The sequence below is a fragment of the Streptosporangium sp. NPDC003464 genome, from assembly GCF_053588315.1.
Window position 1 is genome coordinate 1 of sequence record NZ_JBSFPS010000127.1, and the last position, 26566, is coordinate 26566.

18 protein-coding genes and 1 pseudogene are annotated in these 26566 nt (G+C 74.3%); 13 read left to right on the forward strand and 6 right to left on the reverse strand.

Annotated elements, in window-relative coordinates:
- Nucleotides 1-133 (reverse strand): annotated as a pseudogene (locus ACWDS7_RS26265) (AraC family transcriptional regulator); the annotation flags it as partial.
- Nucleotides 134-328: 195 nt separating this feature from the next.
- Between ACWDS7_RS26265 and ACWDS7_RS26270 the strand changes: the two are divergent.
- The 3 genes from ACWDS7_RS26270 (at nt 329) to ACWDS7_RS26280 (ending at nt 4649) form a co-directional block, all read left to right on the forward strand.
- Nucleotides 329-1504, forward strand: coding sequence for a histidine kinase (locus ACWDS7_RS26270; RefSeq protein ID WP_451931438.1), 1176 nt, complete (start codon nt 329-331; stop codon nt 1502-1504).
- The gene (locus ACWDS7_RS26275) at nt 1495-2136 is read left to right on the forward strand and encodes a response regulator (protein WP_451931439.1); all 642 of its coding nucleotides are present in this window, start codon (nt 1495-1497) and stop codon (nt 2134-2136) included. Before ACWDS7_RS26270 ends, ACWDS7_RS26275 begins: the two co-directional genes overlap by 10 nt.
- 428 nt (nt 2137-2564) lie before the next feature.
- Complete coding sequence (locus tag ACWDS7_RS26280) at nt 2565-4649, forward strand: prolyl oligopeptidase family serine peptidase (RefSeq protein ID WP_451931440.1); 2085 nt, start codon at nt 2565-2567, stop codon at nt 4647-4649.
- 44 nt (nt 4650-4693) lie between these two features.
- On the opposite strand, the gene ACWDS7_RS26285 is transcribed toward ACWDS7_RS26280, so the two are convergent.
- On the reverse strand, nt 4694-6001 hold the full coding sequence (locus ACWDS7_RS26285; RefSeq protein WP_451931441.1) for a carotenoid oxygenase family protein: 1308 nt from the start codon (nt 5999-6001) through the stop codon (nt 4694-4696).
- 132 nt (nt 6002-6133) lie between these two features.
- Here ACWDS7_RS26285 and ACWDS7_RS26290 point away from each other — a divergent pair, with 132 nt between their 5' ends.
- The 3 genes from ACWDS7_RS26290 (at nt 6134) to ACWDS7_RS26300 (ending at nt 8965) form a co-directional block, all read left to right on the forward strand.
- Nucleotides 6134-6736 carry a PadR family transcriptional regulator gene (locus ACWDS7_RS26290; protein ID WP_451931442.1) on the forward strand — a complete coding sequence of 201 codons (603 nt, stop codon included), beginning with the start codon at nt 6134-6136 and terminating at the stop codon, nt 6734-6736.
- A gap of 131 nt (nt 6737-6867) precedes the next feature.
- Complete coding sequence (locus tag ACWDS7_RS26295) at nt 6868-7389, forward strand: hypothetical protein (RefSeq protein ID WP_306870560.1); 522 nt, start codon at nt 6868-6870, stop codon at nt 7387-7389.
- 703 nt (nt 7390-8092) lie between these two features.
- Nucleotides 8093-8965, forward strand: coding sequence for a hypothetical protein (locus tag ACWDS7_RS26300; RefSeq protein WP_451931443.1), 873 nt, complete (start codon nt 8093-8095; stop codon nt 8963-8965).
- 64 nt (nt 8966-9029) lie between these two features.
- On the opposite strand, the gene ACWDS7_RS26305 is transcribed toward ACWDS7_RS26300, so the two are convergent.
- Nucleotides 9030-9761: a TetR/AcrR family transcriptional regulator gene (locus tag ACWDS7_RS26305; RefSeq protein ID WP_451931444.1), complete on the reverse strand. Its 732-nt coding sequence runs from the start codon at nt 9759-9761 to the stop codon at nt 9030-9032.
- A gap of 80 nt (nt 9762-9841) precedes the next feature.
- On the opposite strand from ACWDS7_RS26305, the gene ACWDS7_RS26310 reads away from it, so the two are divergent.
- The 3 genes from ACWDS7_RS26310 to ACWDS7_RS26320 all read left to right on the forward strand — a co-directional run bounded on the left by ACWDS7_RS26310 (nt 9842) and on the right by ACWDS7_RS26320 (nt 13417).
- On the forward strand, nt 9842-11065 hold the full coding sequence (locus ACWDS7_RS26310; RefSeq protein WP_451931445.1) for a carotenoid oxygenase family protein: 1224 nt from the start codon (nt 9842-9844) through the stop codon (nt 11063-11065).
- 419 nt (nt 11066-11484) lie between these two features.
- A complete protein-coding gene (locus ACWDS7_RS26315; RefSeq protein WP_451931446.1) occupies nt 11485-12120 on the forward strand; it encodes a class I SAM-dependent methyltransferase in 636 nt (211 codons plus the stop codon).
- A gap of 292 nt (nt 12121-12412) precedes the next feature.
- Nucleotides 12413-13417 carry a hypothetical protein gene (locus tag ACWDS7_RS26320; RefSeq protein WP_451931447.1) on the forward strand — a complete coding sequence of 335 codons (1005 nt, stop codon included), beginning with the start codon at nt 12413-12415 and terminating at the stop codon, nt 13415-13417.
- 96 nt (nt 13418-13513) lie between these two features.
- On the opposite strand, the gene ACWDS7_RS26325 is transcribed toward ACWDS7_RS26320, so the two are convergent.
- Nucleotides 13514-14485 carry a DUF5937 family protein gene (locus ACWDS7_RS26325; RefSeq protein ID WP_451931448.1) on the reverse strand — a complete coding sequence of 324 codons (972 nt, stop codon included), beginning with the start codon at nt 14483-14485 and terminating at the stop codon, nt 13514-13516.
- A 183-nt stretch (nt 14486-14668) separates the two neighbouring features.
- Between ACWDS7_RS26325 and ACWDS7_RS26330 the strand changes: the two genes are divergently transcribed.
- Nucleotides 14669-15916, forward strand: a complete 1248-nt coding sequence (locus ACWDS7_RS26330) for an MFS transporter (RefSeq protein WP_451931449.1) — start codon at nt 14669-14671, stop codon at nt 15914-15916.
- Between the two features lie 10 nt (nt 15917-15926).
- On the opposite strand, the gene ACWDS7_RS26335 is transcribed toward ACWDS7_RS26330, so the two are convergent.
- Nucleotides 15927-16637: a CTP synthase C-terminal region-related (seleno)protein gene (locus tag ACWDS7_RS26335; protein ID WP_451931450.1), complete on the reverse strand. Its 711-nt coding sequence runs from the start codon at nt 16635-16637 to the stop codon at nt 15927-15929.
- Between the two features lie 76 nt (nt 16638-16713).
- Between ACWDS7_RS26335 and ACWDS7_RS26340 the strand changes: the two genes are divergently transcribed.
- Entirely contained in the window at nt 16714-17577 is an 864-nt protein-coding gene (locus ACWDS7_RS26340) for a LysR family transcriptional regulator (RefSeq protein ID WP_451931451.1), read from the forward strand.
- 141 nt (nt 17578-17718) lie between these two features.
- On the opposite strand, the gene ACWDS7_RS26345 is transcribed toward ACWDS7_RS26340, so the two are convergent.
- Nucleotides 17719-18195: a MarR family winged helix-turn-helix transcriptional regulator gene (locus tag ACWDS7_RS26345; RefSeq protein ID WP_451931452.1), complete on the reverse strand. Its 477-nt coding sequence runs from the start codon at nt 18193-18195 to the stop codon at nt 17719-17721.
- 304 nt (nt 18196-18499) lie between these two features.
- On the opposite strand from ACWDS7_RS26345, the gene ACWDS7_RS26350 reads away from it, so the two are divergent.
- Together ACWDS7_RS26350 and ACWDS7_RS26355 are read left to right on the forward strand one after the other, a co-directional pair.
- Nucleotides 18500-23248: an amino acid adenylation domain-containing protein gene (locus ACWDS7_RS26350; protein WP_451931453.1), complete on the forward strand. Its 4749-nt coding sequence runs from the start codon at nt 18500-18502 to the stop codon at nt 23246-23248.
- Nucleotides 23245-26566, forward strand: a 3322-nt coding sequence (locus ACWDS7_RS26355) for an amino acid adenylation domain-containing protein (RefSeq protein WP_451931454.1), incomplete at its 3' end; no start/stop codon positions are given. The genes ACWDS7_RS26350 and ACWDS7_RS26355, both read left to right, overlap by 4 nt.

Genomic DNA, 26566 nt, shown 5'->3' on the forward strand with positions numbered 1-26566 from the left:
GCGCGCCGCGGGCGAGCGCCTCGACGTCCAGCGGCTGCGCGTACTCCCGGTCGATCCGGTCGCGGACACGGCGCAGCCGCGCGAGGTCGCGCAACTGCTGCGCCGCGGCGGGTCTGCTGGTCACCTGCGTGATAGTGCCACATCGCGAGGACCGGCGGTAAATGCCCGGCCGGGGACACCGGAGCATCCGGGGCCGGACGAGGGCACCTGCGGCTTCTACGCCGGCTCCGGCACAGCGGCGGCTCGTACGCCGGCTCCGGCGCCGTGGTCCGGGCGGCCGGGCACCGACGCCGTCTGGGTGATCCATGAGGGGCGATACCGTCTCATCGTGCATCCGCGGACTGCCCTTGAGGCCATTTCCCTGCGGCCGCAGGCCTTCCTGCGGTCGTCGTGGCCGTGGAGGTCGCTGGCGTACCTGGCGTCGAGCGTCCTGCTCTGCGGCGGTGTCGGGCTGGTCGCGGCGGTCATCGGTCTCCTGGAGCCGGTGCCGGTCCAGATGGTCGCCGGGCTGGCCGCCTTCGTGGCGGCGGTCCCGCTGGTGGCCGGGTTCGAACGCCGCCGGCTGCGGCTGGTGGACGCCGTCCCGATAGCGCAGCCGCCGGACGGGCGGTGGCGCGGTGTCGGCCTGGCCGTCGCCTCGCTGCTGGCCCTGTGGTGGATCGACGTGGTGATGGTCGGTCTCACCGTCGGAGGCCCGGTCCTGCTGATCCTCTCGCCCGCCGTACAGCCGCTGGCGCCGGAGGGCGAGCTGACTCTGGCTCAGGCGCTGGCCGTCTCGGCGGCGAGTGTGCTCCTGCTCCTGCCGGCCGTCTACACCTTCACCGCCTGGGCGGGGGCACGCGGGGCGATGGCCAGGGGCCTGCTCGCCTCCCGGGACACGGAGCTGAGCGAGGTCCTGCGGTCGCGGGCCAGGCTTGTGGACGCCTTCGAGACGGAGCGGCGCAGGATCGAGCGGGATCTGCACGACGGCGCCCAGCAGCGGCTGGTCGCGCTCTCCATGAGGCTGGGGATGGCCAGGCTCGACCTGCCCCCCGACTCCCCGGCGGGGGAGCAGCTCGCCCAGGCCCACCAGGAGGCCAAGCGGGCGCTGAGTGAGCTGCGGGAGCTGATCCGTGGTGTGCACACGCAGGTGCTCACCGACCGCGGCCTGCCCGCCGCCGTGCGGGAGGCGGCGGGACGCTCCCCGATCCCGGTGGATGTGAACGTCGCGCTGGACGACCGGTTGCCCGCGGCCGTCGAGGTCGCCGCCTATTACGTCGTCTCCGAGGCCCTGGCGAACATCGCCAAGCACAGCCGGGCGGGCCGGGCCTCGGTGCACGGCCAGGTCACCGGCCGGGTGCTGCTTCTGGAGATCCGCGACGACGGCGTGGGGGGCGCGGACCCCTCGAAGGGCACGGGGCTGACCGGGCTGTCGGACCGGCTCGCGGTGGTCGATGGCAGAATGTCGCTGTCCAGCCCGGCGGGTGGACCGACGTTGATGCGAGTGGAGATCCCGTGCGCGTAGTGATCGCCGAGGACGACGTCCTGCTCCGTGAGGGGCTCGTCGGCCTGCTGGAGCGGTTCGGGCACACGGTCGCCGCGTCGGTGGGCGACGCCGAGGCCCTCGTCGCGGCGGTGCGTGAGCACCGGCCCGACGCCGTGGTGACCGACGTGCGGATGCCCCCCGGCTTCACCGACGAGGGGCTGCGTGCCGCGATCGCGCTGCGCAGGGAACACGCCGGCCTCGCCGTGCTCGTGCTCAGCCAGTACGTCGAACAGACCTACGCCGCCGAACTGCTCGACTCGGGCCGCGGCGTCGGCGTCGGCTACCTGCTGAAGGACCGGATCGGGGACGTGACCGAGTTCGTCGACGCGCTCATGCGGGTGGCCGGGGGCGGCACCGTCGTCGACCCCGAGGTGGTGCGCCAGCTCCTCCGCCGGCGCCGTGATCCGCTGGAACGGCTCACCCCTCGGGAGCTCGAGGTGCTGGCGCTCATCGCCGAGGGGCGCTCCAACGCCTCGATCGCCCGTGAGCTGTCCGTCACCGACGCGGCGGTCGCCAAGCACATCGCGAGCATCCTCGCCAAGCTCGACCTCCCGCCGGCCGCCGACGGGCACCGCCGCGTCCTCGCCGTTCTCGCCTACCTCGACAGCTGAAGGCGCTGCCGGGTGCACCCCGGCCTCTCGCTCCGGCCACCCCGGCCTCTCACCCCGGCGCCGATGCGGCGGCCGCGCGGCGCCGGCCGGAGGCATGACGGGCAGGGGACGCGCCGTGGCCGAGCGGTCGCGGGCTCCGCTGGCCGAGCGGTCATGGGCTCCGGTGGCTGAGCGGTCGCGGGCTCCGGTGGCCGCTCCGACATGATATGATCTTGTCAGGACCGTCCGGTGTCGCCGATGAGCGCGCCGGACCGATGGTCAGGCCGGACCACGGCCTCAGCCGCCGGTGGATCTCACCGCATACGTGCCGCGATCGCCGGCCGCTACGGCGCCGGGCGCCGATCCGCCCTCACGCAGGTGCGCCGCGTGACGGATCACCGTCGCATCTCCCCACCGTCATCCCCGGTCATCCTGCGCAGAGTCCCACCATGGACACCAACAGATTCCCACTCCAGCTTGCCCGCACCCAGCGCTTCTCCCTCGGCGTCCCGCGGGCCTTCACCCTCTCCCCGGACGGTCAGCGGGCGCTCTTCCTCCGCACCCGGGGTGGCGAGGACCGTACGAGCTGCCTGTGGCTGCTGGACGGTGACCGGGAGCGGCTGCTCGCCGCCCCGGAGACGCTCGGCGCGGCGGGACCGGTCCCCGAGGCGGAACGGATCCGCCGGGAGCGGGCACGCGAGCGCGCGGCGGGTGTGGTCGCCTACGCGGCCGACGCCGCGCTGCGCACCGCCGTCTTCGCCGTGGACGGCAGGCTGTGGGCGGTGGACACCGACGGAGGCGACCCGCGGCCCGTGCCCACCGCGGGACCGGTGACCGATCCCCGCCCGGACCCCACCGGCAGCCGGGTGGCGTATGTGACAGGTGGTGCCCTGCACGTGGTGGAGCTCACCGGCGGCCGTGACCGACGGCTGGCCGCGCCGGAGGACCCGGAGGTGGTCTGGGGTCTCGCCGAACACGTGGCGGCGGAGTCCATGCGCCGGACGCGCGGCCACTGGTGGTCCCCGGACGGGACCCGGCTGCTGGCGGCCAGGGTGGACACCACGCCGGTGCAGCGCTGGTGGATCGCCGACCCGGCCGATCCGTCCCGGCCGCCCCGTGAGATCGCCTACCCGGCCGCCGGGACCGCCAACGCGGAGGTCTCGTTGCATGTGCTCGGGCTCGACGGCACCTCCGTGGAGCTGGACTGGGACCGGGTGGCGTACGAGTACGTGGCCACCGCCGGCTGGGACGCGCACGGCCCGCTGGTCAGCGTGCAGAGCCGGGACCAGCGCACGCTGCGGGTGCTGGCGGCCGATCCGGACACGGGCGCGACGACGCTCCTGCGCGAGCAGCGCGATCCGGCGTGGGTGGAGCTGATCGCGGGCACGCCCGCGCGGACCGCGTCGGGCGCGCTGGTGCACACCGACGACACCGACGGCACCCGGCGGCTGGTCGTGGACGGCCGGCCGGTCACGCCGGAGGGGCTGCAGATCCACGGAGTCCTGGAGGTGACGGGCGAGTCGGTGCTGTTCGTCGCGGGCGACGAGCCCACCGAGGAGCACCTGTGGGCATACGACGCCGAGCGTGGGCCGGTGCGGCTGAGCGACGGGCCCGGGCTGCACACCGGCCACCGGGCGGGCGGCACGCTGCTGCTCGCCTCGCACACCGAGGACGGGCGCGCCTTCCGGGTGGTGCGGGACGGGCGGCCGGACACGGAGATCGCCTCGCTGGACGCCGAGCCGCTGGTGCTGCCGCGCGTCACCTGGCTGCGGGCGGGCGGGCGGGAGATCCGTACCGCGCTGCTGCTGCCGTCCTGGCACCGGCCGGGCGGCGGTCCGCTGCCGGTGCTGATGGCCCCGTACGCGGGGCCGGCGATGCGGCTGGCGACCCGGGCCCGGAGCGCCTGGCTGTGCGAGGCGCAGTGGTTCGCCGAGTCCGGCTTCGCGGTGGTGGTGGCCGACGGTCGAGGCACCCGGGGGCGCGGCCCGGCCTGGGAGAAGACGGTGCACCGTGACACCCTCACCGCGCCGCTGGAAGACCAGGTGGTGGCGCTGCGCGCGGCCGCCGAGCACTGCCCCGACCTCGATCTGGGCCGGGTGGGCATCCGTGGCTGGAGCTACGGCGGCACGCTCGCGGCGGCCGCGGTGCTGCGCATGCCGGAGGTCTTCCACGCCGCCGTCTCGGGCGCGGCGCCGAGTGACCAGCGGCTGTACGACACCCACTGGCGGGAGCGCTTCCTCGGCCACCCGGACGAGGAGCCGGAGAGCTACGAGCGCTCCTCGCCGATCGGTGACGCGGCCCGGCTGCGCCGCCCGCTGCTGCTGGTGCACGGCCTGGCCGACGACAACGTGGTGGCCGCGCACACGCTGCGGATGTCGGCGGCGCTACTGGCGGCGGGCCGTCCGCACCAGGTGCTCCCGCTGCCGGGGGCCACCCACACGCCGACCGCCGAGGCGGCCGTGGAGGGGCTGCTCCGGCACCAGCTGGCATTCCTGCGGGAGGCGTTGGCCGCTCCCGCGGCCTCTCCCGCCTGACCCGCCGTATCCGGCCGCTCCGCCGTGCCGCGGGGGAGCGGCCGTCAGCTGTCGGGGAGCCAGGAGCCGTGGAAACCGGCCGGGACGCGGCGCGGGAGCCGTACGGAGGCGACGGAGTCCAGGCCGGCGGCGTCGAGGACGAGCAGCTCCGAGCCGTCGCCCGCGTGGTCGGTGACGATCGACAGCAGCCAGCCGTCGTCCTCGGCGGCGGCCCCGGCGGCGGGCACGAAGACCGCCTCACCCGGCCGTCCGCCGAGCTCCCGGCCAAGGCCCGCGCCGGTCTCGGTGTCGTACTTCACGACCGCGCCGTCGGTCACCGCGTACAGGAACCGGCTGGCGCGGCCGAGCCGGTCCTCGTTGAACGTCGGGAACTCCACCGCGCGGTCGTCGAGCTGCTCCTCCCGCACCGTGCCGCGCGCGGGGTCGAGCACCCACCGGTGCACCACGGCGCCGTCCGTCTGGGCCACGGGGTTGGCGCTGTCGCCGATGCGGGACCAGGCCGAGGTGAAGGCCTCCCGTGTGTAGCGGACGGCCTCCAGCACCACGCGGCCGGAGGCGTCCTCGTGGGCGTTGCCGACGTGGAAGATGTAGCACGGATCGACGTCGAACCAGGTCACCCGGCCGGCGCGGTCCATCACGCCGATCCTGGCGCCGTAGGAGTCGTCCCACCGGAACGGCATGCCGCGCCCGAGCGTCTCCAGGTCGAAGACGACGGGCAGGTCCAGCCAGACGACGTGGTTCTCGGTGATCGCGAAGTCGTGGATCATCGTCGGTCCCGGGACGTCCACGACGCGGCTCTCCACCAGGGCCCCCGCCGCCGACAGGCGATGGTAGGTCAGGTAGGGGGCGAAGAAGCCGTACCCGAACAGGTGCAGCTCTCCGGTGACCGGGTCCCGCTTCGGATGGGCCGTCATCGCGGTGGTTAGCCGCCCGCCGAAGTCGCACGGCCCGACCGTCTCCAGCTCGGGCGTCATCTCGTACGGCAGGCCGTTCTCGACCAGGGCGAGGATCCTGTCGGCGTGCCGGACGATGTGGGTGTTGGCCCTGACGGCGGTCAGGTCGAGGCCGTCCGGGCCGGCGAAGGGGGCGTCGTCGGTGAAGGCCCGGGTCCGCACCCACCGGTTGCGATACCACTCGGCGCGGCCGTCGCGCAGCCGCAGGCCGTGGATCATTCCGTGGCCGGCGAACCAGTGGCCCGGGTCCTGGCCGGGCAGCGGATTGGGGCCGTTGCGGAAGTAACGTCCGGTGAGCTCGGCCGGCAGCGTCCCGGTGACGGGCAGGTCGACGGCGCCGATCTCGTCGGGGACGGGGGCCAGGTCACCGGTGAGATACGCGGGTGCGGCAGTGGTCATCGTCAGCTCCGGGTGGTCAGGGGGAGAGGCGGCCGTCGAGGGGACCGGCATGTCTCGATATTCCTATCCAGACATGTCGAAGGTAGAACTGACAGAAATGACATGTCAATATTGGAATATAGGATCGCTGTCATGAGCCTCCGCCACGCGCTGCTGGGCCTGCTCGCGCAGGGCCCCGCCAGCGGTTACGACCTGCTGAAGGTCTTCGAGATCTCCCTGGCCAACGTGTGGCCCGCCACGCAGAGCCAGGTCTACGCCGAGCTGGCCCGCCTCGCGGACGCGGGTCTGGTGAAGGTCGCCGCCGGAGGGTCCCGCGGACGCAAGGAGTACAGCATCGCCGAGCGGGGGATCGCCGAGCTCCGCCACTGGCTGACGGAGGTCGAGCCCGCCCGCACCGGCCGCAGCGAGATGCTCCTGCGGGTCTTCTTCCTGGGGCAGACCCATCCTGACCAGGCACGTGGCTACCTGCGGCGGGAGGCGGAGGTGGCGGAGCGGCAGCGCGAGCGGCTGGCGGCGCTGAAGCAGGTCGTGGAGCGGGAGGAGAGCGACCTGTCCGTCTACGGCCGGCTCGCCCTGGAGTGGGGCCTGCGCTTCAGCGCCATGCAGCGGGAGTGGGCCGAATGGGCTGGGGGCCAGATCGGGGGAGGGGTCGGGCCGGAGCCGGCGGACCCGTCAGGCCCGGTGGTCCTGTCAGATCCGGCGGGACCGCAGGGGGACCGCGGGCACCCGAGCTGAGGTGACCGCGGGCGCCGAGCCCGCCGGCCGCGGCCGGGTCCGTCCGGTGCGCCGTGGCCGTGCGGGCCCCGTCCCATCGATTGATCACTTCTCGGGAGTCATTTGTCGGAGCTGGTGGGTAGCGTGCCGGTATGAGCGACGCGCACCACCCGATCGAGGGCGAGCAGTGGCAGCCGGGCGACCTCGTCCTGGACGCCGCGGGCGGCCTGTTCACCCGCGCCGGCCGGGCGGACGAGGCCGAGGGCCGGCCGTGGGGTTACCCCGCCGACCAGGCGCGGCTCGTCACCGGGGAGACCCACGTGCCTGAGGGCAGCGTCCCGGAGACCGCGCCGGCACGCCCGCTGACGCTCCTGGCCCGTGACGGCCGGCCCGCCCTGCCGGCCGTCCCCGACGACGCCTCCAGCGTGACCGGCACCGCCGCCGCGGACGCGGCGGCGTCCACGGGCGTCGGCGGGCTGTTCCTCGCCGCCACGGCCTTCGACCCCGACGGCGCCGGCGACTCGCGGGCGGCCAAGCTCCGCGCCAGCCTGCTCGACAGCGTCGTCATCGTCGACAGCCCGCAGGTCCTCACCGAGATGTTCGGCGGCGCCGCTGACGGCCTGCTCGTGGAGCTGGCGGACTGGCACGAGCGCAGCATGGGGGAGAGCGCCTGAGCGTTCCCCGCCGCGCCCGGCGCCCCGCGCCTGGGCGCGCCTGTCCCGGAGCCAGTCCGGCCTCGACCGTGTTCGTCGCGTCCGCCGGTCCGGCTCTGACCGAACTCGTCCTGGAGCCGGCTCGGTCCTGACCGTGTTCGTCACGTTCACCGGCCTGGCCTTGACCGCACTCGTCCCGGAGTCGGCCCGTCCTCGACCGTGCTCGTCGCGTCCGCCGGACAGGCCCCGACCGTGCTCGCCCCAGCTCCTGAAAGGCCGGCTGTCGGCAGCCCACAGGCTCCTGGAGGGCAGGCTGTCGCCCCTGGAGGGCGGGCTGTTGACAGCCTGCACCGCTGTAGCGATCATGAGCGTCATCGGGTGGAGCTGTTCGCTGAAGCTGTGTGTGAGAGAGATACCTCGTCCTCGCAGGTAGGGAGCGTCCATGCCCCGTGCGGCCCTCGACCCGGACGGACCGGTGATCCAGGGCCCGATCCCCTCTCCATCGGGAGACCGCCCGGGCACCTCCGCCGAGAGCGCGTCCACCACCCCCTGATCACCGGCCCCAGGACCAGCCGGTCGCAGCTCAGTCATGCCCCGCAACCCACCAGCGCGTCTGACTCGAGAAAGGTGCCTCATGGCCCGGAGCGTCCCCATCTCCGTTTCCTCGCCCGACACTCATGCCGCGGATCTGCCCCGTCACCGAGGACTGATCATCCTTCTCAGCGTGCTGGCGGGAGCGTTGATCGCCTCGCTGTGGTCCTTCCGTCTCGTCGACAGCGTGATCGGCGACAACGTCGCGAACACGCTGCTCGGCTATGACGCCAAGCAGACGCAGATCGGGGGCCTGGTCGCGGGGACGATCTTCGCCTTCGTCTCGGGCCTGGCCGGCACCTTCACCGCGTGCAACATCGCCGCCTTCGGCGCGATCGCCCCCATGGCGGACGCCGGGGGCGGCCGTGCGGACGCCTCCGCCCCGGTCCGGATCGGGGCGACCCTGCGGCCCCTCGGCTGGCTCGCACTCGGCATGATCGTGATCTCCGGCGCCTACGGCGCCATCGGCGCGGCCCTGGGCCAGCGGCTGCCCCAGCTGTCCGGGGCGGCGGCCGGCTCCGGCCTGCCGCCCAGGCTCCTCCAGGCGTCAATCGTCTTCGGCGTGATCGGCCTGGCGTTCACCTACCTCGGCCTGGCAGCGCTGCGCGTGGTGCCCGATCCGTTCGCCCGTCTGTCACGCCGTTTCCCCAACGCCCGCCTGATCGTGATCGGCGCGCTGATCGGCGGTTTCCTCGTCGGGCGGCCCTTCCCGCTGTTCCGCAAGCTGTTCGAGTACGCGGCCCAGACTCACAATCCGTTCTACGGCGCCGCCGTCTTCGTCCTGCAGTCGCTCGGCAACATCACGCTGATGGCGGTGCTCTTCGTCGTGCTCGTGCACGCGACCAGAGGCCGCTTCACCCGTTGGATGACCGCCAGGCCGGCACGCGTGGCGACGATCACGGCCGTGGCCTTCATCGTCGTCGGCGCCTTCACCTTCCTCTACTGGGACCTGCGGCTGCCCGCGCGCTTCGGCTACGGCTGGTTCCCGGTGGCGCCCTGGGAGTGAGCGGACCCGCCCGGCGGGCCGCTCACCGCGTTCTGGGAGTGAGCGGACCCGTCCGGTGAGCCGCTCACCGCGCCGACGCGCCCCGCCGGGGAGGGCGGCCCCGGCCGGCGGCGGGCTCGTCGTCCTGCGGAACCGGCCGCACCTCCTCGACCACCTTCTCCAGCCGCCCCTGGGAGGACTTCACCGACCGGGTGGCGGCCTCCAGGGCGTCACCGGCGCCGACCATCAGGCCGGTCAGCTGGGCCTCGAAGACCCGGTCGGCGTCGCACGGGGCGATCAGGTAGTCGCCGAGTTCGAGCGTGACCAGCCCGTGGATCGCGGTCCACAGCTGGTGGGCGACGAGCTCGGCGTCGCCGGTCCGGAACCGGCCCGCCGTGATGCAGCGGGTCGCGCACTCGACCACGGTGCTCAGGGTGTAGCGGCCGTACTGGCGGTCCTCCGCGGTCAGGGAGAACCCGGCCAGCGACGCCCCGCCGAACATGACCGCGTACAGGTGCGGGTTGGTCAGGGCGTTGTGCCGGTAGGCCCGGCCGAACAGCGCGATGTCGGCGACGGGGTCGGTGCTCTGGGCGACGTGCGAGAAATAGCTCTGCAGGCGGGCGAACCCCTCGTACACCATCTCGCGGACCAGGCCGCTCATCCCGCCGAAGTTGGTGTAGACCGCCATCGTCGAGCTGCCGGCCTCCGTGGCGATGCGGCGGGCGGACAGCGCCTGGGGCCCCTCGTCGGCGAGCAGCCGTGCGGCGATGTCGACGAGGACGGGCCCTGTTTGCGGGTTCGATCTGCGTGGACTCACCTTGACAGTATGGCATAACAGCGTTATGTTTAGCATAACGCTGTTATGCTACCCGTCAGGCCCCACAGGGAGGTGCCGATATGACCATCACAGAGCACATCGACCCGATCACCATGACCGCCCCCGCGTCCCACCGCCACCTGCCGTTCGGCGAGTGGCTGCCCGTCGACGGCGCCATACCCGCCGGCCTGGACGGCGCCCTGGTGCAGGCGGGCCCGCATCCGGCACGGCCGTACGCCACGGACGGGCCGGCTCTCCTGTCCGGCGTGCGGCTCGGCGGCGGCACGGCCCGACGGCTCAGGGCCTCCGCCGGGGAGTTCCACGGCCACCCGCTGGACTGGGCGGCGAGTCCCATGACCTGGCCCCGGCACGCCGGGTCCACCGCGACCCCGGCCGGGCCGGGCCGGAGCGGCCTCGCGCTGCCGGTCCAGGACCCGGCCACGGCCGAGTGGCACACGATCGCCACCCGTCCCGGTCTGAGCCGCGCCGAACACCTGACCATCGGACCGGACGGCGCCGTCCGCGCCGTCCGGCCGTTCGCGCTCGACGGCGCGCCGCTCATGCACGCGGTCGCGCTCACCGAACGGTTCGTCGTGGTGTTCGACCTGCCCGTGACCTACCACCGGGCGGCCGCCATGGTCGGCGCCGCTTCCCCCTACCGTTGGCGGCGGGACCGGCCGGCCCGCATCGGGCTGCTGTCGCGGCGGCCGGGCGACACCGCGGAACCGCGCTGGTTCCCGATCGACCCCTGCTACGTGTTCCAGTCGGTGAACGCCTACGACGACGGCCACCGGGTGGTCGTCGACGCGGTCCGCCACGACCGGGCCTTCGACGGCCCGGCGCGGTCCGGAGCCGCCGCCACCGGATCGCCGCGGGTGCACCGGTGGACCCTCGACCTGGGCAGCGGTACGGCGTGCGAGCGGCCGCTGGTCGACTCCCTGGAACTGGCCTCGGTGGACTCCCGGCGGGCCGGCCGCAGGCATCAGCTGGTCTTCGGCCGCACCCCCGGCGGGCGGGCGCTGGTCGGCCACGACCTCGCGGCCGACAGCACCCAGGTGCGGGAGCTGCCGCCGGGCTGGAGCGCCGGCCGGCCGGTATTCGCCCCCCGCGGCCGCGCCGAGGGCGACGGCTGGATCGTGGTCCTCACGCGGAACGCCGTACAGCGGCGCAGCGAGCTGCTGGTGCTCGACGCGCTCCACCTGACCGGCCGGCCCCAGGCGGTGGTCCACCTCCCGGCCATGCTGCCGGCCGTACGGCACACCGCCTGGGTGCCCGCGGCCGGCGGCCCCGCCGGTCGCGGCTGACCCGCCCCGTGGCGGTACCGGAGCGGTGATCTCCGGGGACTCCACTGGTCAGAGCGGTGTGACGGGCCGTCCTCGCCGGAGCGGACGGCGCCCCGGTCGGGCCGGCGCCGACGACGCCGATACGGATCGGCCCGGTGGCTGCGACAGGGAAGATCTGCTCCGGGTCGCCGAGACGGCGCTACGGGCCTGGCCTGCCGGCCGGTGACCGGTGCGGGGGCGGACGCGGGGACCACCGGTCGCCGGCGCGCCGACCGGCGGGCCGCCGGCCCGCTCATGGGGCCGTCCTTTTTGCCGGACTGGCAATGAATTTTGTCAAGCACCGGGGTCCGGGCGGACCATCTCTCGTGAACGGAGACGCGGCGACCGCCGGTGCGGACCGTGGTCCCGCCCGGCACGAAGGCACGTAGGAGGACGCACTGATGACGGATGGCACCATCTCGGAGGAGGAGTTCTGGGACGCCCGTTACGGGGAGAGCGACCAGATCTGGAGCGGGAATCCGAACGCCGTCCTGGTCCGTGAGATCACCGGCCTGGCGCCGGGCAGCGCCCTGGACCTGGGGTGCGGTGAGGGGGCCGACGCGATCTGGCTCGCGCGCCAGGGGTGGCGTGTCACCGCCACCGACATCTCCCGCGTCGCCCTCGACCGCGCGGCCCGGCACGCGGCGGCGGCGGAGGTCGACGGACGCATCGACTGGCAACGGCACGACCTCGGAGCGTCCTTCCCCGCCGGCGACTTCGATCTCGTCTCCGCCCAGTTCCTGCACTCCCGCGGAGACATGCCGCGGGAGAGGATCCTGCGGACCGCCGCCTCGGCCGTCGCGCCCGGCGGGGTGCTCCTTGTCGTCGGGCACGCGGGGCATCCCTCCTGGGAGCACGATTCCCATCCCCAGATGCGCTTGCCCACGCCGCAGGAGGTCCTCGAAGCCCTCGACCTCCCCGACGGGCAGTGGGAGGTGCAGCTGTGTGAAGAGCACCAGCGGAGCCAGACCGGCCCCGACGGGCAGCCGGCCACCCGTACGGACAGCGTCCTCAGGGTCCGGCGGCTGATCGGCTGAGCGGTTGATCGGCTGAGCGGCCGGGCCGGCCGCGCCGTGCGGGCCGTACTTGGCGCGGCCGCCCGCGCCGTGCGGCCGCCCGCGCCGTGCGGCCGGGCGGGCCGTGCGGCCGGGCGGGCCCGTGCGGCCGGCCGCCGTGGGACAGCGGATCCGCTGGGCGCTTTGCGGGCGTTCGCGGGGCTTCGCTCCGTGACCCTGATAACAGCTCCATAAGAGCCTCCCGTTACCTTGCCCGTACGGTGCGTGACATTCGACAGGCTGGGGCAGATCAAGACGTGACATGGGAGGCGAGATGCACGATGATCACGGCCCGGCTCACCGACGCGGCCCGGGACCGGGACCACGCGGCCGCAGGCCGTACGGCGCCCCGCCGGATCCACCGCCCGAGCCGGCGACATCTCCGGACGGGCACCGGGCCGACGCCCGCGGCCCGCGCTACGGCACCGCCGGCGACCCGTTCGTGTACGGATCCCGGATCAACGTCGACATCAGGCAGGTCTGGCCGCCCCAGCCGCCGCCCCCACCGCCCCCGGCCCGGTCGCGCCGGCCGTGGCCGTGGCCGCAGATCCCCCGTGAGCGGCTCCTGCGGCCCGCGCTGATCTGCGGATTCCTCGCGGCCGCCGGGGTCGGCCTCTGGTCGTCCGGATGGTCGCCGGTGTCCCGGCCGACCACCCTCAAGGCCGCGGTGCCCGCCCCGTCCCGGACGGCCGGCCACGACGTGGTGGTCACTCCGTCGGCGACCGCACCGGCCACCGGTCACGTGCCCCATGACACGCCGCAGGCCGTCCCCGCCACTCCGGACAGGCGCCCCCACGGCCGGGAGCCGGCGCCGGCGCGCGCGGCCGAGCATCCCCGGCGCCACGTGATCCCTGACATCCGGGCCGGTCAGGACGGACGGCGCCACCGGGAGGCCGGCGCGCCGAAGGCCGTCCGGAGACCGGCGCCCAGGACCGCCGAGCCGGAGCCGCCGGAGCCTCCGCAGACGTCGCCGGCCCCACGGGCGCGTCGCCCGTCGCCCGGCGAGGAGACCGGCACCGGCGTCAGCGCCGACGCCCTCACCACCCCCGAGCCCTCGGTCACTCCCCGGACCCCCGGACCTCCCAGGACCCCTCGGCCCTCCAGAACCCCCCGGATCCCCAGGACCTCCGCGATCCCCGACACTTCCGTCGTCCCCGACAGCCCCGGCGACCGGCTCAGCGCCGCCTATGCCTGCCGGCACTTCCAGCAGAGCGACTGGCGCCACGGTTACTGCACCCAGGTGTGGAACGACTACAAGCAGCGCAACGGCCTGCCGTAGCCGCGCCCCGCGTACTCCCGCTCCGGACGGGCCCGGTGGATCGACCCCCGGGCCCGCCCGGGACGGCCGGCACCGGCGCCCCCAGGCTCCCGCTCCTCACGCTCCCGTCCCCGCGAGCAGGGCCTCGGCGATCTCGCTGCGGGCGTAGAGCACGTACCTTCCGCTCCGGTGGGCGCCGACCAGCCCCGCCGCCCGCAGCGCGGTCAGGTGCTGCGACACCCCGCCCATCGACATGCCGGTGCGCAGGCTCAGGTCGGTGGTGGAGGCCGGGGCGTCCAGCTCGGCCAGCAGCAGGGCACGGGAACGGCCGAGCACCGCGGCCAGTGCCTCCGGAACGCCGGTCGCCCGGCGCTCCCAGAGGGTGGCGACGCCCCGGGGCGAGTAGCGCACCGTGGGCTGCCAGGGCGGTGTGGTGACCGAGAACAGCCTCGGCCACACGAAGACCGAGGGCACCAGCAGCAGTCCTCGCCCGCCCAGCTCCCTGCTGCCCGACACGTGACGGTGCTGGATGAACAGGGTGTCCTTCTCCCATCTGACGGCCGGATCGAGGTCGTTGAGCAGCCGGCCGGCGCCCCCTTCGGCCAGCAGCCGGGCCCGGTGGAGCACGTCGCCTTCGAGGAGGGCGCGGATCTTCGGCCAGTACGGTGCCAGCGCGACGGCCCAGTAGTCCCGGATCACCTCGGCCAGCCGTACCAGGCCGCGCGCCGGATCGTCGCGGAGCGACTGGAGACGGGGGCTCTCCATGTCCGCCAGCTCGACGCGGACCCGTCCGGGCGGGGTCGCGCACATCGTGGCCAGCTCCACCTCCAGGTGAGGTGCGGTGCTGACCGGCGGCGGGCAGACGAACGCCGGGATCCTGCGGGTGGGCACGGGCACCAGATCCGCCAGCATCCCCCAGTCCAGCCCGGAGGTCCGCAGCCTCGGCAGGACGGCGGTCACCCACGGCTGGTGCAGGGGGTGCTCACCAGGGCTCTTCAGCACCCGGACGCTGGCCACCACCTCCCACAGCGGGGAGAACGCGAACCGCGTGCACGCCAGGTCCGCCAGCCCGAACTCCAGCTCCAGCACAGCGCACTCCCTCCGCGCCGCGCGTCCACGGCGTCCTCGGCGCCGCCACCGGCCCGCCCGGCGCGGCGGTGGCGGCGGGTGGCCCGCGGGCGCGGAGCCCGCCGGCGTCTCCGCGCCGCCCCGGCCGATTCGCTCCTGCCTAAATTAATGGAGAGGCCACCGGGGCGGCGGCAGGGTCGGCGCATGACCACCACGACGACATCTCACCGGCCGCTCTTCGCCGACGCCGACTTCCGCAGGCTGTTCGCCGCGGCCGCGGCCAGCAGGCTGGGCACCTCGATCGGTTACCTGGCGCTCCCGCTCGCCGCGGTGACGGCGCTGCGGGCCACCCCCGGCGAGGTCGGGGTGCTGGCGATGCTGAGCACGCTGGCGTTCCTGCTGATCGGCCTGCCCGCGGGCGCCTGGGTGGACCGGATGCGGCGCCGGCCCGTGATGATCACAGCCGACCTGGTACGGGCCGTACTGCTGGGGTCGGTGCCGGTGGTCTGGTGGCTGGGGGCGCTCACCCTGCCCCACCTCTACGCCGTGGTGCTGCTGTGCGGGGCGGCCACGGTGTTCTTCGAGGTCGCCGACCAGAGCTACCTGCCCCACCTGGTCGGTCCCGAGCGGCTGATGGCGGCCAACACCGCGCTGGTCAGCATGGACGCGGCCAACCAGCTCGCCGGGCGCGGCGTCGGCGGTTACCTGATCCAGCTGCTGTCGGCCCCGGCGGCGATCGCCGTGGACGCGCTGAGCTATCTGTGGTCGGCACTGTGCCTGCGCTCCATCCGCCGGGTGGAGCCGCGCCCGGAGGTGAGGGCGGAGGCCGGCCTCGGCAGGGACATCGCCCAGGGGCTCCGTCTGGTGACCGGGCACCCGATCCTGCGGGCCATCGCCGTGGAGGGGGCGCTGACGAACCTCGGGATACAGATCGTCCAGACGATGCTCCCCGTCCTGTTCGTCCGGGAGCTCGATCTGTCCCCGCTCTGGCTGGGCGCCTTCCTGACCGTCGGCGGGATCGGGGTCTTCCTCGGCTCGGCCGGTGCCCGGCGGCTCGGGCGGCGGCTGGGGGAGGGCCGGACGATCCTGCTGACCAGCGTGGCCTTCGTGCCGTCCGTCCCGCTGATCCCGCTGCTGGACGAGGGCCTGTGGCTGTGGCCGTCCGCCGCCGCGTGGCTGGTGCTCACCTACAAGGTCGGCGTCGGCAATGTGATCAAGGTGAGCTTCCGCCAGCGGGTCACCCCGGACGAGATGCTGGGGCGGGTGACCGCGACGATGCGGTTTCTGTTCACCGGGGCCCTGGCGATCGGGGCCGGGGTGGCCGGGCTGGTCGGAGACCTGGTGAGCGTGCGCGCGGCGCTGTGGACGGGTGCGGCGGTGCTCGCGGTGAGCTGGATTCCGATCATGTTCTCGCCGCTGCGGAGCCTCCGCGAGCTGCCGGAGAACGTCTAGGCGTATGCGGTCATGAGGCCGATGACACGGCTGACGCGGCGCGGGCGACGGAGGCCGCGGCGAACGCGGTGATGATCGGGTGTGGCCGGGTGCCGTCCCCGGCCAGCTCGGGCTGGAAGAGCGTGGCCAGGAAGAACGGGTGGCCGGGCAGCTCCAGCACCCGCACGGCTCCGTCCTCGTCGTGGCCGGTGAAGCTCAGGCCGCCCTCCTCCAGCACGGGCAGGTAGCCGGGGTTGAGGCCGAAGTTGCAGGAGTATCTCTCCATGCTCCGCTCGGCGCCGATGATCTTCTCGGCCAGCGATCCGGGCGCCAGCAGTACCGTGCCCTCGTGACCGACGAGCGAGCAGGCCAGCGGCAGCAGCAGGAAGTCGTCGGCGTCGGGGGTGTTCTCGGCGTGGGCGACCGGCAGGCCGAGGACGTTGCGCGCGTACTCCAGCAGGGTGTGCTGGAAGCCGCCGCAGGTGCCCAGGAACGGGATGCCGCGCTCACGCGCGGTGCGGGCGGCGTTCACCGCGCCGGCCTCGCTGCGGTAGGGGCTGCCGGGCAGCATCCAGATGCCGTCGAACCCCTCCAGGCCCTCGGCCTCGGTCGTGGGGATCCAGTAAGCGTCCAGCGTCAGCCCGTCACGCTCGCGCAGCCCCTCGAGGATGGAGGGGATGCGCACGTGGGCCTGGACGCCGGGGGATCTGTCGCCCACCAGGGCGATTCTCGCGGTGGTCATGGACTCATCTTCACGGGCTCCCGAGGTAAGCGCCAACGATGATCCCTGCTGGGTCGATAAGCGATACTGATGCACTGTGGATCCGCATCTGCTGCGCACGTTCGTGACCGTCGTCCACTGGCGGTCCTTCTCCGCCGCCGCCGAGGAGCTCGGCTACACCCAGTCGGCGGTGTCCCAGCAGATCGCCGCGCTTGAGGCGGACCTGGGCCTGGCGCTGCTGCGCCGCCGGCCGGTGGCGCCCACCCCGGCCGGGGAGCGCCTGCTGGAACACGCCGCGCCGCTGCTGCTGCGCCACCAGGCGGCCCGCGCCGACGTGCTGCGCGCCGCCGCCGACCCGGTCGAGCGGCTGACCGTGGTCGCCTCCCCGCTGGCGTGCACCCCGGCGGTCGCCCGGAGCCTGGCCCAGGCCCGGCTGTCGGTGACGCTGAGCACCGCCGGCCGCGAACGCGTCGCCGAGCAGGTCGCCTCGGGCGCGGCCGACCTGGGGTTCGTCGACGGGATCGCCGCGCCCAGCGATCCGCTCCGCCTGCCGGACGTGGGAGCGGCGACCGGTATCGGCGTGGCCGAGGACGGGCTGGTGGTGGTCCTGCCCGCCGGCCACCCGCTGTCCGGCCGGCGCGGGCTGGCCCTGGCCGACCTGGCCGACGCGCTGTGGCTGCAGGCCCCGGCCGCCGTGCCGGTGGAACGGTTGCGCGAGGTGGCGGGCGTGGGCGGGTTCCGTATCGGGTTCCGCTACGACGGCGACGACCTGCACACGGTGCTGAACCTCGCCGCGGCCGGGCACGGCCTGACCCTGCTGCCCTCGTCGGTGACGGCCGGGGTGCCGCTGACCGCGCCGCGGGTGGTGCACCGGGTGGAGATGCTGTGCGACCCCCTCGCCACCGGCCCGGCCAGGGCCGTCGCCGAGCGGCTCGGCTGGAGTCCCGGCCCCACCCCGTGACAGCGGGCCGGACATCCGCCCCGTGAGCCGGCCGGGACCGGCCACTTTAAATTCGCCACACGAACTAATGTCATTCGTGAGGCGAACAAAGCGCATACCGCGCCGCTGGGGGCGGAAGGCATGGGGCGCGCCGCGGCGCCGTCAGCGCCCGTGCGCGGCGCTCTGGTCCCGCTCGCCGAAGACCGGTGGCACCTTGTTGTCCCGCACCACCCGGCCCAGCAGCTCGGTGAGCGTGTCGCGATCGGCGCCGCCGAGGCCCGCCGGGAGCTCCTCGATCCGCCGGCACGTCTCGGTGTAGAACGTCTCGGCCAGCTTGCCGCCCTGCGCGGTGAGCGCGACCCGGACCACGCGCCCGTCTCGCGGGTCGGGCTCCCGCCGGGCCAGGCCCCGCCGGGTGGTCCGGTCCACCAGCTCGGTGAGGCTCGACTTCGCCAGCCGCAGCATCGCGCCCAGCTCGCTCATGCCGTACGGCTGGGCCATCAGCACGCAGAGCAGCTGCCCCTGCTGCGGGGTCAGCCCGTATTCCCGGGCCGCCTCGGCGTACACGGCGTTGACCAGGAACGAGGAACGCACCAGGGCGGCCACGATCCCCGGCTGCTCGCCCTCGTCCTTGCTCATACGGCCAGCCTACCATCAGACCGTCTTGTGATTCGTGGCACGAACTATCTGTCCGGCCAGGTCGGCCTGGAAAGGGTCGCATGACGATGCCGGAACGGAAGACGCTTTTCGGGGCTGGGGCCGGGGCCGGCGCAGCGCCGGAGGCCGTCCAACTCGTTTCCAAGACGGCTGCAAGGCATGTGGCCCACGCTCTTGATCATAGACTTTGATCATTACGACAATCTTGGGCAATCCGAACAACTTCCCGTCATCAGACGTGATCTTGGCTGGGAAAGATGTGATCTTGGCTGGGAAAGAGGACGAAGTGACCGTTGATGTGACACGCGTCGATCTGGTAGGCAGCCTTCCCGGAACGGTGGCCGAGAGGTTCGACGCGGCAGGTCGCGTCCACGAGGCGATACAGGCCCAGAGCCGGCGTACCCCGGCACGCACCGCCGTCGTGGCGGGTACCAGCCGGCTCAGCTACGCCGAGTTGGACCGCCGGGCCGACGACATCGCGCGCACTCTGGCCGGACGGGGCATCGGAGGCGGCCACCTGGTCGGAGTCTGCCTGGATCGTGACGAGTGGCTGGTTCCCGCGCTGGTGGGGGTGTGGAAGGCGGGGGCGGCCTACGTGCCGCTGGACCCCGCCTACCCGGCCGAGCGGTTGCGGTTCATGGCCGAGGACTCCGCGGTGACCGCGGTGCTCACCTCGGCCGCGCTGCGCCGGACCGCCACCCTGACCGGGGCCGAGCCCATCCTCGTCGACGACGTGGCGCCGGGCGAGGGGGCGCCCCACGTGGCCGGGGACCCGGGCGACGCGGCGTACGTCATCTACACCTCCGGCTCCACCGGAACGCCCAAGGGTGTGGTGGTGGAGCACCGCAACACCCTGAACCTGCTGCGCTGGGAGGCGTCGGCGTACACCGCCGAGGAACTGAGCGGCATGCTGGCCACCGCCTCGGTCTGCTTCGACCCGTCGATCAGCCAGCTCTTCCTGCCGCTGGTCACCGGTGGGACGGTGATCCTGGCCGACAACCTGCTGGCGCTGCCGAGCCTGCCCGCCCGCGAGGAGGTGACCACCGTCTACGGGGTCCCCTCCGCGCTGGCGGTGCTGCTGCGCGAGCCGCTGCCGAGCGGGGTGCGCGCGGTGTTCTCCGGCGGCGAGCCGCTGACCGGCGCCCTGGTCCGGCGGATCTACGCCAATCCCGGCGTGCGCCGGGTGCTGAATCTGTACGGCCCGACCGAGTGCACCACCACCTGCGCCGTCGCCGAGGTCGGCCGGGACCACGAGGGTGAGCCGCCCCTGGGCGGACCGATCGCCGGCGCGGTGTTCTCGGTGCGCGACGCGGCGGGGAACCCCGTCCCGGACGGAGAAGCGGGCGAGCTGTGGATCGGCGGGCCGGTGGTGACCCGCGGCTACCTGGGGCGTGAGTCGTCCGCCTTCCGCACCGGACCGGACGGCGGCCGGGTCTACCGCAGCGGTGACCTGGTCCGCCGGGTGGACGGCGAGCTGCGCTTCGCCGGCCGGACCGACGACCAGATCAAGATCCGCGGCTACCGGGTGGAGCTGGGCGAGGTGGAGGCCACGCTGGCCCGCCATCCCGAGGTACGCCGGGCCACCGTGCTGGCCGCGACCGACGACGACGGGGCCGCCTACCTGGTCGGCCATGTGGCGGCCTCCGGGGTGAGCGGGCAGGAGCTGCGGGACTGGCTGCGCGCCCGCCTGCCCGACCACCTGGTGCCGACCCGGATCGGCGTGGCCGAGGAGCTTCCGCTCGGCCCCAACGGCAAGGTGGACCGGGCGGCCCTGCCCAGACTCGGCACCTCCCGGTCGGCCGGCGCGGCACTGGTCGCGCCCCGCACCGACGACGAACGCCTGGTGGCCGAGGTGATCGCCGACGTTCTCGGCCTGCCGCAGGTCGGCGTGCACGATCGATTCACCGACCTGGGCGGGCACTCCCTGGCCGCGGCCAGAGTGGTCACCGAGCTGTCCCGCAGGCTGGGGCACACCGTGCCGCTGGCGGCCTTCCTGACCGCCCCCACCGCGGCGGGCCTGGCCACCCGGTTACGCCAGGCCGGGCCCGAGTTGGTGCGGCAGGACGGCCGGACCCGGCATCCGCTCACCGACATGCAGCGCGAGTTCTGGACCCTGAGCCGGCTCCACCCCGACAGCCCGGTCACCACGCTGGGGATCCGGCTGCGCGTGCGTGACCTGCCCGAGGCCGCGCCGCTGAGCAAGGCCCTGAACAAGGTCGTGCGCCGGCACGAAGTGCTGCGCAGCACCGTGGCCGTCGACGAGGACGGCGTGCCGTACGCCGTGGTCCATCCGCCGGCCGCGGTGCCCCTGGTCGAGCACGCAGCGGGAGAGGACCCCGAGAAGGTGGCCCGGGCCGCCGCGGCGCACGTGTTCGACGTGACGGCCGAGGTGCCGCTGCTCCGGGCCGAGCTGTGCTGGCTCGGCGACGCGGAGGCCGAGCTGGTGGTCGTGGTGGACCACATCGCCTTCGACGGTGGCTCGGTCGGGGTGCTGATGGGCGAGCTGGCCGCCGAGCTGGCCGGCGAGCCGGTCCCCGGGCCGGCGGTCCAGGTCGGCGATGTGGCCGTGCAGCAGCGGGAACAGCCGGATCCGGCGCGGCTGCGGGAGTTCTGGCAGGCCGAGCTGGCCGGTGCTCCGGTGGCGGACCCCGCACCCGCGGACCTGAGGTCGGGCAGGGTGATCCGGCCGCTGCCCGAGGAGTTCGTGACGGACGTGGCCGCGCTGGCCCGGGACTGCGGTGCCACCCCGTTCGCGGTGTACCTGGCCGCTCTGGCCCTGGCGAGCGGCGAGCCCGACACGCTGGTCGGGGTGGTCGCGGCACGGCGGGCCCGGCCGGAGCTGACCGAGGTCATCGGCCCGCTGGTGGACACGGTGCCGGCGCGGCTGCGGCCGACCGGCACGCTGACCTTCCGGGACCTGGTCCGGCAGGCCGCCGCAGCGACCACGCGGGCACTGGTCCACCAGGAGATCCCGCACGCCGACCTCCCCCGCGCCCCGGTGCTGCTGGCCATGCAGCACGCCGAGGTGCCGGTGCGCCTGGGCAACCTGGAGCTGCTCACCGACCTGGGCTCGGGCGCCGCGGTCCACGAGTTCAGCGTGCTCGTCGACCGGACCGTGGCCGGCACCGAGCTGCAGCTGGAGTACGGCACCGCCCGCCTCGATCCGCCGCAGGCCGAGGCGTACCTGGACCGGCTGATGTGGCTGCTGCGGTGCGCGCTGGCCGACCCGGACCGGCCACTGTCGGCGTTCGAGCTGGTCACCCCGGACGAACGCGCCGCCCTGCTGGCCGCCGCGGCCGGGCCGGAGCTGCCGGAGGTTCTCCGGACGGTGCCGGAGGCGCTGGCGGCCCACACCGAAGGAACGGCCGTGATCGGCCCGGACGGCACCTCGATCGACTACGCCGAACTGAACGACTGGTCCGGCCGGGTGGCGGCGGCGCTGCTGGAACACGGGGTGGCGCCGGGCGAGGTGGTCGGGGTCTGCCTGCCGCGGGACCACCTGATGCCGGCGGTCCTGCTGGCGGTGTGGCGGGCCGGCGCGGCGTATCTGCCGCTGGACCCGGAGCACCCGGTCGAGCGGCTGCGCTGGCTGGCCGAGGACGCCGGGGCGCGCGTGGTGCTCACCCGGGGCGGCGTGGCCGTCGCGGGCCTGCCCGCCCTGGACCTGGACCACCTGGCGGCCGTCCACGGCGGACAGGCGGAGCTGCCGGAGGTGCGGGCCGAGGATCTGGCCTATGTGCTCTACACCTCCGGCTCCACCGGAGCTCCCAAGGGCGTGGAGGTCACCCACGGCGGCCTGGCCGCCCTCGTGGCCGGGATGGCCTCCGCGCTGCGGCTGGGCCCGGGGGACATCCAGCCGGCCGTGGCGCCCTTGACCTTCGACGCCTCCGCGTACGAGCTGTGGAGCGTTCTGGCCCATGGCGGCACCTGCGTGGTGGTGGACCGGGCCACGGCCGTGGACGGGCACGCGCTGGCCGAGCTGATCGCGGCCGGCAAGGCCACGGTCGCCCTCCTGGTGCCCACCACGTACCGGATGCTGCTGGCCGCCGGCTGGGCCGGTGACCCGGCACTGCGGGCCGTCATCGGCGGGGAGAGCCTGGATCCGGCCCTGGCCGGGCAGATCCTGGCCCGGGTCGGCGAGCTGTGGAACGCCTACGGTCCCACCGAGGCCAGCGTTGCCTCGACCCTGCACCGGGTCCGCGCGCACGAGGACGGCCGGGTGCCGATCGGGCTGCCGATGCCGGGGGAGCGGGCCTACGTGGTCGACTCCGAACTGCGGCTGGCGCCGCCGGGCGCGGTGGGCGAGCTGCTGTTGGGCGGGGCCGGTGTGGCCCGGGGGTACCGGGGCCGGCCCGACCTGACCGCGACCGCGTTCGTCGACGACCCGTTCGTCCCCGGTGGCCGGTGCTACCGGACCGGCGACCTGGTGCGGTGGCGGCCGGACGGGACGCTGGAGTTCCACGGCCGCAGGGACCACCAGGTGAAGGTGCGCGGATACCGGATCGAGCCGGGCGAGATCGAGGCGGTGCTGCGCGAGGTGGCCGACGGGGCGGTGACCGTGGCCGGCTCGGGCGCGCAGGCGCACCTGGTCGGCTATGTCGCCCCGGAAACGACCGACCTGGCCGCGGTCGAGCGGCACGTCCGGTCGCGGCTGCCCGGCCACATGGTGCCCCGGCGGTGGGTCGCGCTGCCGGCCCTGCCCACCCTGCCCAGCGGCAAGGTGGATCGGGAGGCCCTGCCCGAGCCGGTCGACGGCCCGGAGGCCGAACGGGTCGCACCCGGCACCGACGCCGAAGGCCTGGTGGCCACCATCTGGGCCGACGTGCTTGAACGGCCCACGATCTGGGCCGACGACGATTTCTTCGCCCTGGGTGGGCACTCCTTCGCCGCGACCCGCGTGATCGGCCGGCTCAAGGAGACGTTGGATCTGGCCGTCCCGGTGCGGTCGCTGTTCGAGCGACCGGTACTCGCCGACTTCGCCGCCGGACTGGAAGAACTGTTGATCGCCGAACTGATGGGCGGGAACGACGCATGACCGAAGTTCGTCAGGACCGGATCGCCGAGTTGGTCCGGTCCCGGTTCGCCGCTGCCCGGGCCGCGGCGGAGACCCCCGGCGCCGGGGGCATCCCGGCGCTGTCCACAGCGGAGATGCCGCTGTCGCCCGCCCAGGAGCGGCTGTGGTTCCTGGCCCAGCTGGAGCCGGACTCCCCCGCCTACAACGTGCCGCTGGCACTGCGGCTGAGCGGGCCGGTGGACGTCGCCGCCCTTACCGCCGCGGTGGCCGAGCTGGCCGACCGGCACTGGATCCTGCGCGGCGTCATCGACGGGACGAGGGTACGGCAGGCCGGCGGCGTGCCCGTCTCCGTGGTGGACGTGGAGCCCGCGGCGCTGGAGCGGGAGCTGGCCGACCACGCCTGGCGCCCGTTCCGGTTGGACGCCGAGCCGCCGATGCGGGCCACGGTGTTCCGGCTCGACGGGGACGAGTGCGTACTCGCGCTGACCCTGCACCACATCGCCACCGACGCCTGGTCCGAACGGCTGCTGCTGCAGGACCTCGCGGCCCTGTACGCGGCCCGGCTCGGCCTGGCGCCGCAGCCGGAGCCCCCGGCCCTGCACTACGCCGACGTGGTCGCGTGGGAGGCCGGGCGGCCCGAGGCCGATCTGGACTGGTGGACCGAGCACCTGGCCGGCCTGCCGCCGGTGCTGGACCTGCCCACCGCCCGGCCCCGCCCGGCCGTCCCCACCTGGCAGGGGGCCGCGGTCGAGGTCGAGGTGCCCGAGTCCCTGTCCGCCAAGGTGCGCGCGGCGGCGGGCGTGACACCGTTCATGGTGTTCATGGCCGGCCTGCAGGCGCTGCTGGCCCGCCTGTCCGGCGGCGACGACGTCGCCGTCGGGGTACCGCACGCCGGACGGCACCACCCGGACGCCGAGCGGGTGGTGGGCTGTTTCATCAACACCCTGGTGATGCGGACCGACACCTCCGGTGACCCCACCGGCGCCGAGCTGCTGGACAGGGTCCGCACGGCCGCGCTGGAGGCGTTCGCCCACTCCCGCACGCCGTTCGAGCGGATCGTGGAACGGCTGCGACCGGAGCGGAACCTGTCGGTGACCCCGCTGTTCCAGGTGATGCTGAACGTCTACGACGTCGGCGCGCCGGTGAGCCTGCCCGGGGTGGAGGTCCGGACCGAACCGGTGCCCTCGCCGACGGCCAAGTTCGACCTGAACCTGACGCTCGGCGACGACGGGGACCGGTTCACCGGCGAGCTGCGCTACCGGACCGATCTGTTCGACGAGGTCACCGCCCGGCAGCTGGTGGAGTGGTACCTGGCGCTGCTGGAGGGGATGCTCACCGACCAGGACGCGCCGGTCCGGCTGCCCGTAGGCCCTGACCTGCGCGGCCCGGCCGAGGACCTGCCGACGGACGTGCCGCTGCACACGCTGGTCGAGCGGATGGCCGACGCCGGCCCCGACGCGCTCGCGGTCGGCTCGCTCAGCTACGCGGAGCTGGACCGGCGGGCCAACCAGGTGGCGCACTGGCTGCTGGCCCGCGGGGTGCGGCCGCAGGAGCCGGTCGGCGTGCTGATGGAGCGGCGGCCCGAGCTGGTGGTCGCCCTGCTGGGGGTGCTCAAGGCCGGCGCGGCCTACCTGCCGCTGGACCCGGTCTACCCGGCGCGGCGGACCGAGGCCATTCTGGCCGGCGCGGGTGTCCGGACCGTGCTCACCGAATCCGAGATCACCGCCGCCGAGGGCGGGTCGGAGCGCCGCCCGGACGTGGCCGTGCCGCCCGACCACCTGGCGTACGTGATCTACACCTCCGGCTCCACCGGGGAGCCCAAGGGGGTCGCGGTCGAGCACCGGCAGATCACCCACTACCTGGGCGCGGTGGCCGGACGGATCCCCGCCGGGACGGCCTCCTTCGCCCTGGTGTCGACCGCCGCGGCCGACCTGGGGCTGACCAACGTGCTGTGCGCGCTGACCTCGGGCGCCACCCTGCACCTGATCGACCACGAGACGGCCACCGACCCGGCCGCGTACGCCGCCTACCTGGCCGCGCATCCGGTGGACGCGGTCAAGATGGTGCCCAGCCAGTTGGAGCTGCTGGGCATGGACGCCCTGCCGGGGAAACTGCTGATCCTGGCCGGTGAGGCCGTGCCGTCGGATCTGCTCGAACGGGTCCGGCTGGCCCGGCCCGACCTGGCGGTGCAGATCCACTACGGGCCCACCGAGACCACGGTGTCGGTGCTGACCTGCGACGTGGACGAGGTGCCCGCCGGGGTGGCGCCGCTGGGCCGGCCGCTGCCCGACGTGGAGTGCCGGGTGGTGGACCCCACCGGCCGGCCGCTGCCGTACGGCGTGCCGGGGGAGCTGTGGATCGGCGGGCCCAGCCTGGCCCGCGGTTACCTGGGCCGGCCCGACCTGACGGCGCAGCGGTTCGTGGACGGCTGGTACCGCACCGGAGACCGGGTGCGGGTGAACCAGGCCGGGCTGGTGGAGTTCCTGGGCCGGGTCGACGACCAGGTGAAGGTGCGCGGGTTCCGGGTGGAGCTCGGCGAGGTCACCGCGGCGCTGCGGGCCCTTCCGCAGGTGGCGGAGGCCTTCGTGCAGCCGGTCGGCACCGGGGCGCAGCGACGCCTGGCCGCCTGGGTGACCCCCTCCGCGGTGGACGTCGCGCAAGTGCGGGCGCTGCTGCGGGAGCGGCTGCCCGACTACATGGTGCCGGCCGCGATCGGCGCGCTGGAGACGTTGCCGCTCACCCCGAACGGGAAGGTGGACCGGGCGGCGCTGCCGGTCCCCGAGACCGCCCCCGCGGTGCGGGTGCCGCCGGGCACGCCACAGGAGCACCTGGTCGCCGGGATCTGGGCCGAGGTGCTCGACCTGCCGCAGGTCTGGGCGGACGACGACTTCTTCGCCCTGGGCGGGCACTCCTTCGCCGCCACCCGGACGGTCGGCCGGCTGCGCGAACGGCTGGGCGTGCCGGTCGCGGTGCGGCTGCTGTTCGAGCATCCGGTGCTCGCCGATCTGGCCGCGAACCTGCCCCGCCAGGCACCGGAGGCCAGGGCGCGGCGAGAACGGGCGGACGGCCCGGCCCCGCTGTCCGGGGCGCAGGCCAGGCTGTGGTTCCTGGCGCAGCTGGAGCCGGAGAGCACGGCCTACAACGTGCCGGTGGCGCTGCGGCTGGACGGGCCGCTCCAGGCGGAGGCGCTGCTGGGCGCGGTACGCGACCTGGCCGAGCGGCACCAGGTGCTGCGCAGCGTGATCGACGACTCCGGCGCCGAGCCGGTGTCCCCTGCGATCATTGATTTCTCTAGAGAAGTGCATCACCTTCGGAGGTGGAAGGTCACACGGCCGGGCC

Excerpts from the sequence above, each read along its gene's own strand:
- ACWDS7_RS26295 (WP_306870560.1), top strand. The coding sequence starts at position 6,868 with ATGAGCGACGCGCACCACCCGATCGAGGGCGAGCAGTGGCAGCCGGGC.
- ACWDS7_RS26310 (WP_451931445.1), top strand. The coding sequence starts at position 9,842 with ATGACCATCACAGAGCACATCGACCCGATCACCATGACCGCCCCCGCG.
- ACWDS7_RS26315 (WP_451931446.1), top strand. The coding sequence starts at position 11,485 with ATGACGGATGGCACCATCTCGGAGGAGGAGTTCTGGGACGCCCGTTAC.
- ACWDS7_RS26330 (WP_451931449.1), top strand. The coding sequence starts at position 14,669 with ATGACCACCACGACGACATCTCACCGGCCGCTCTTCGCCGACGCCGAC.
- ACWDS7_RS26290 (WP_451931442.1), top strand. The coding sequence starts at position 6,134 with ATGAGCCTCCGCCACGCGCTGCTGGGCCTGCTCGCGCAGGGCCCCGCC.
- ACWDS7_RS26280 (WP_451931440.1), top strand. The coding sequence starts at position 2,565 with ATGGACACCAACAGATTCCCACTCCAGCTTGCCCGCACCCAGCGCTTC.
- ACWDS7_RS26335 (WP_451931450.1), bottom strand. The coding sequence starts at position 16,637 with ATGACCACCGCGAGAATCGCCCTGGTGGGCGACAGATCCCCCGGCGTC.
- ACWDS7_RS26285 (WP_451931441.1), bottom strand. The coding sequence starts at position 6,001 with ATGACCACTGCCGCACCCGCGTATCTCACCGGTGACCTGGCCCCCGTC.
- ACWDS7_RS26320 (WP_451931447.1), top strand. The coding sequence starts at position 12,413 with ATGCACGATGATCACGGCCCGGCTCACCGACGCGGCCCGGGACCGGGA.
- ACWDS7_RS26345 (WP_451931452.1), bottom strand. The coding sequence starts at position 18,195 with ATGAGCAAGGACGAGGGCGAGCAGCCGGGGATCGTGGCCGCCCTGGTG.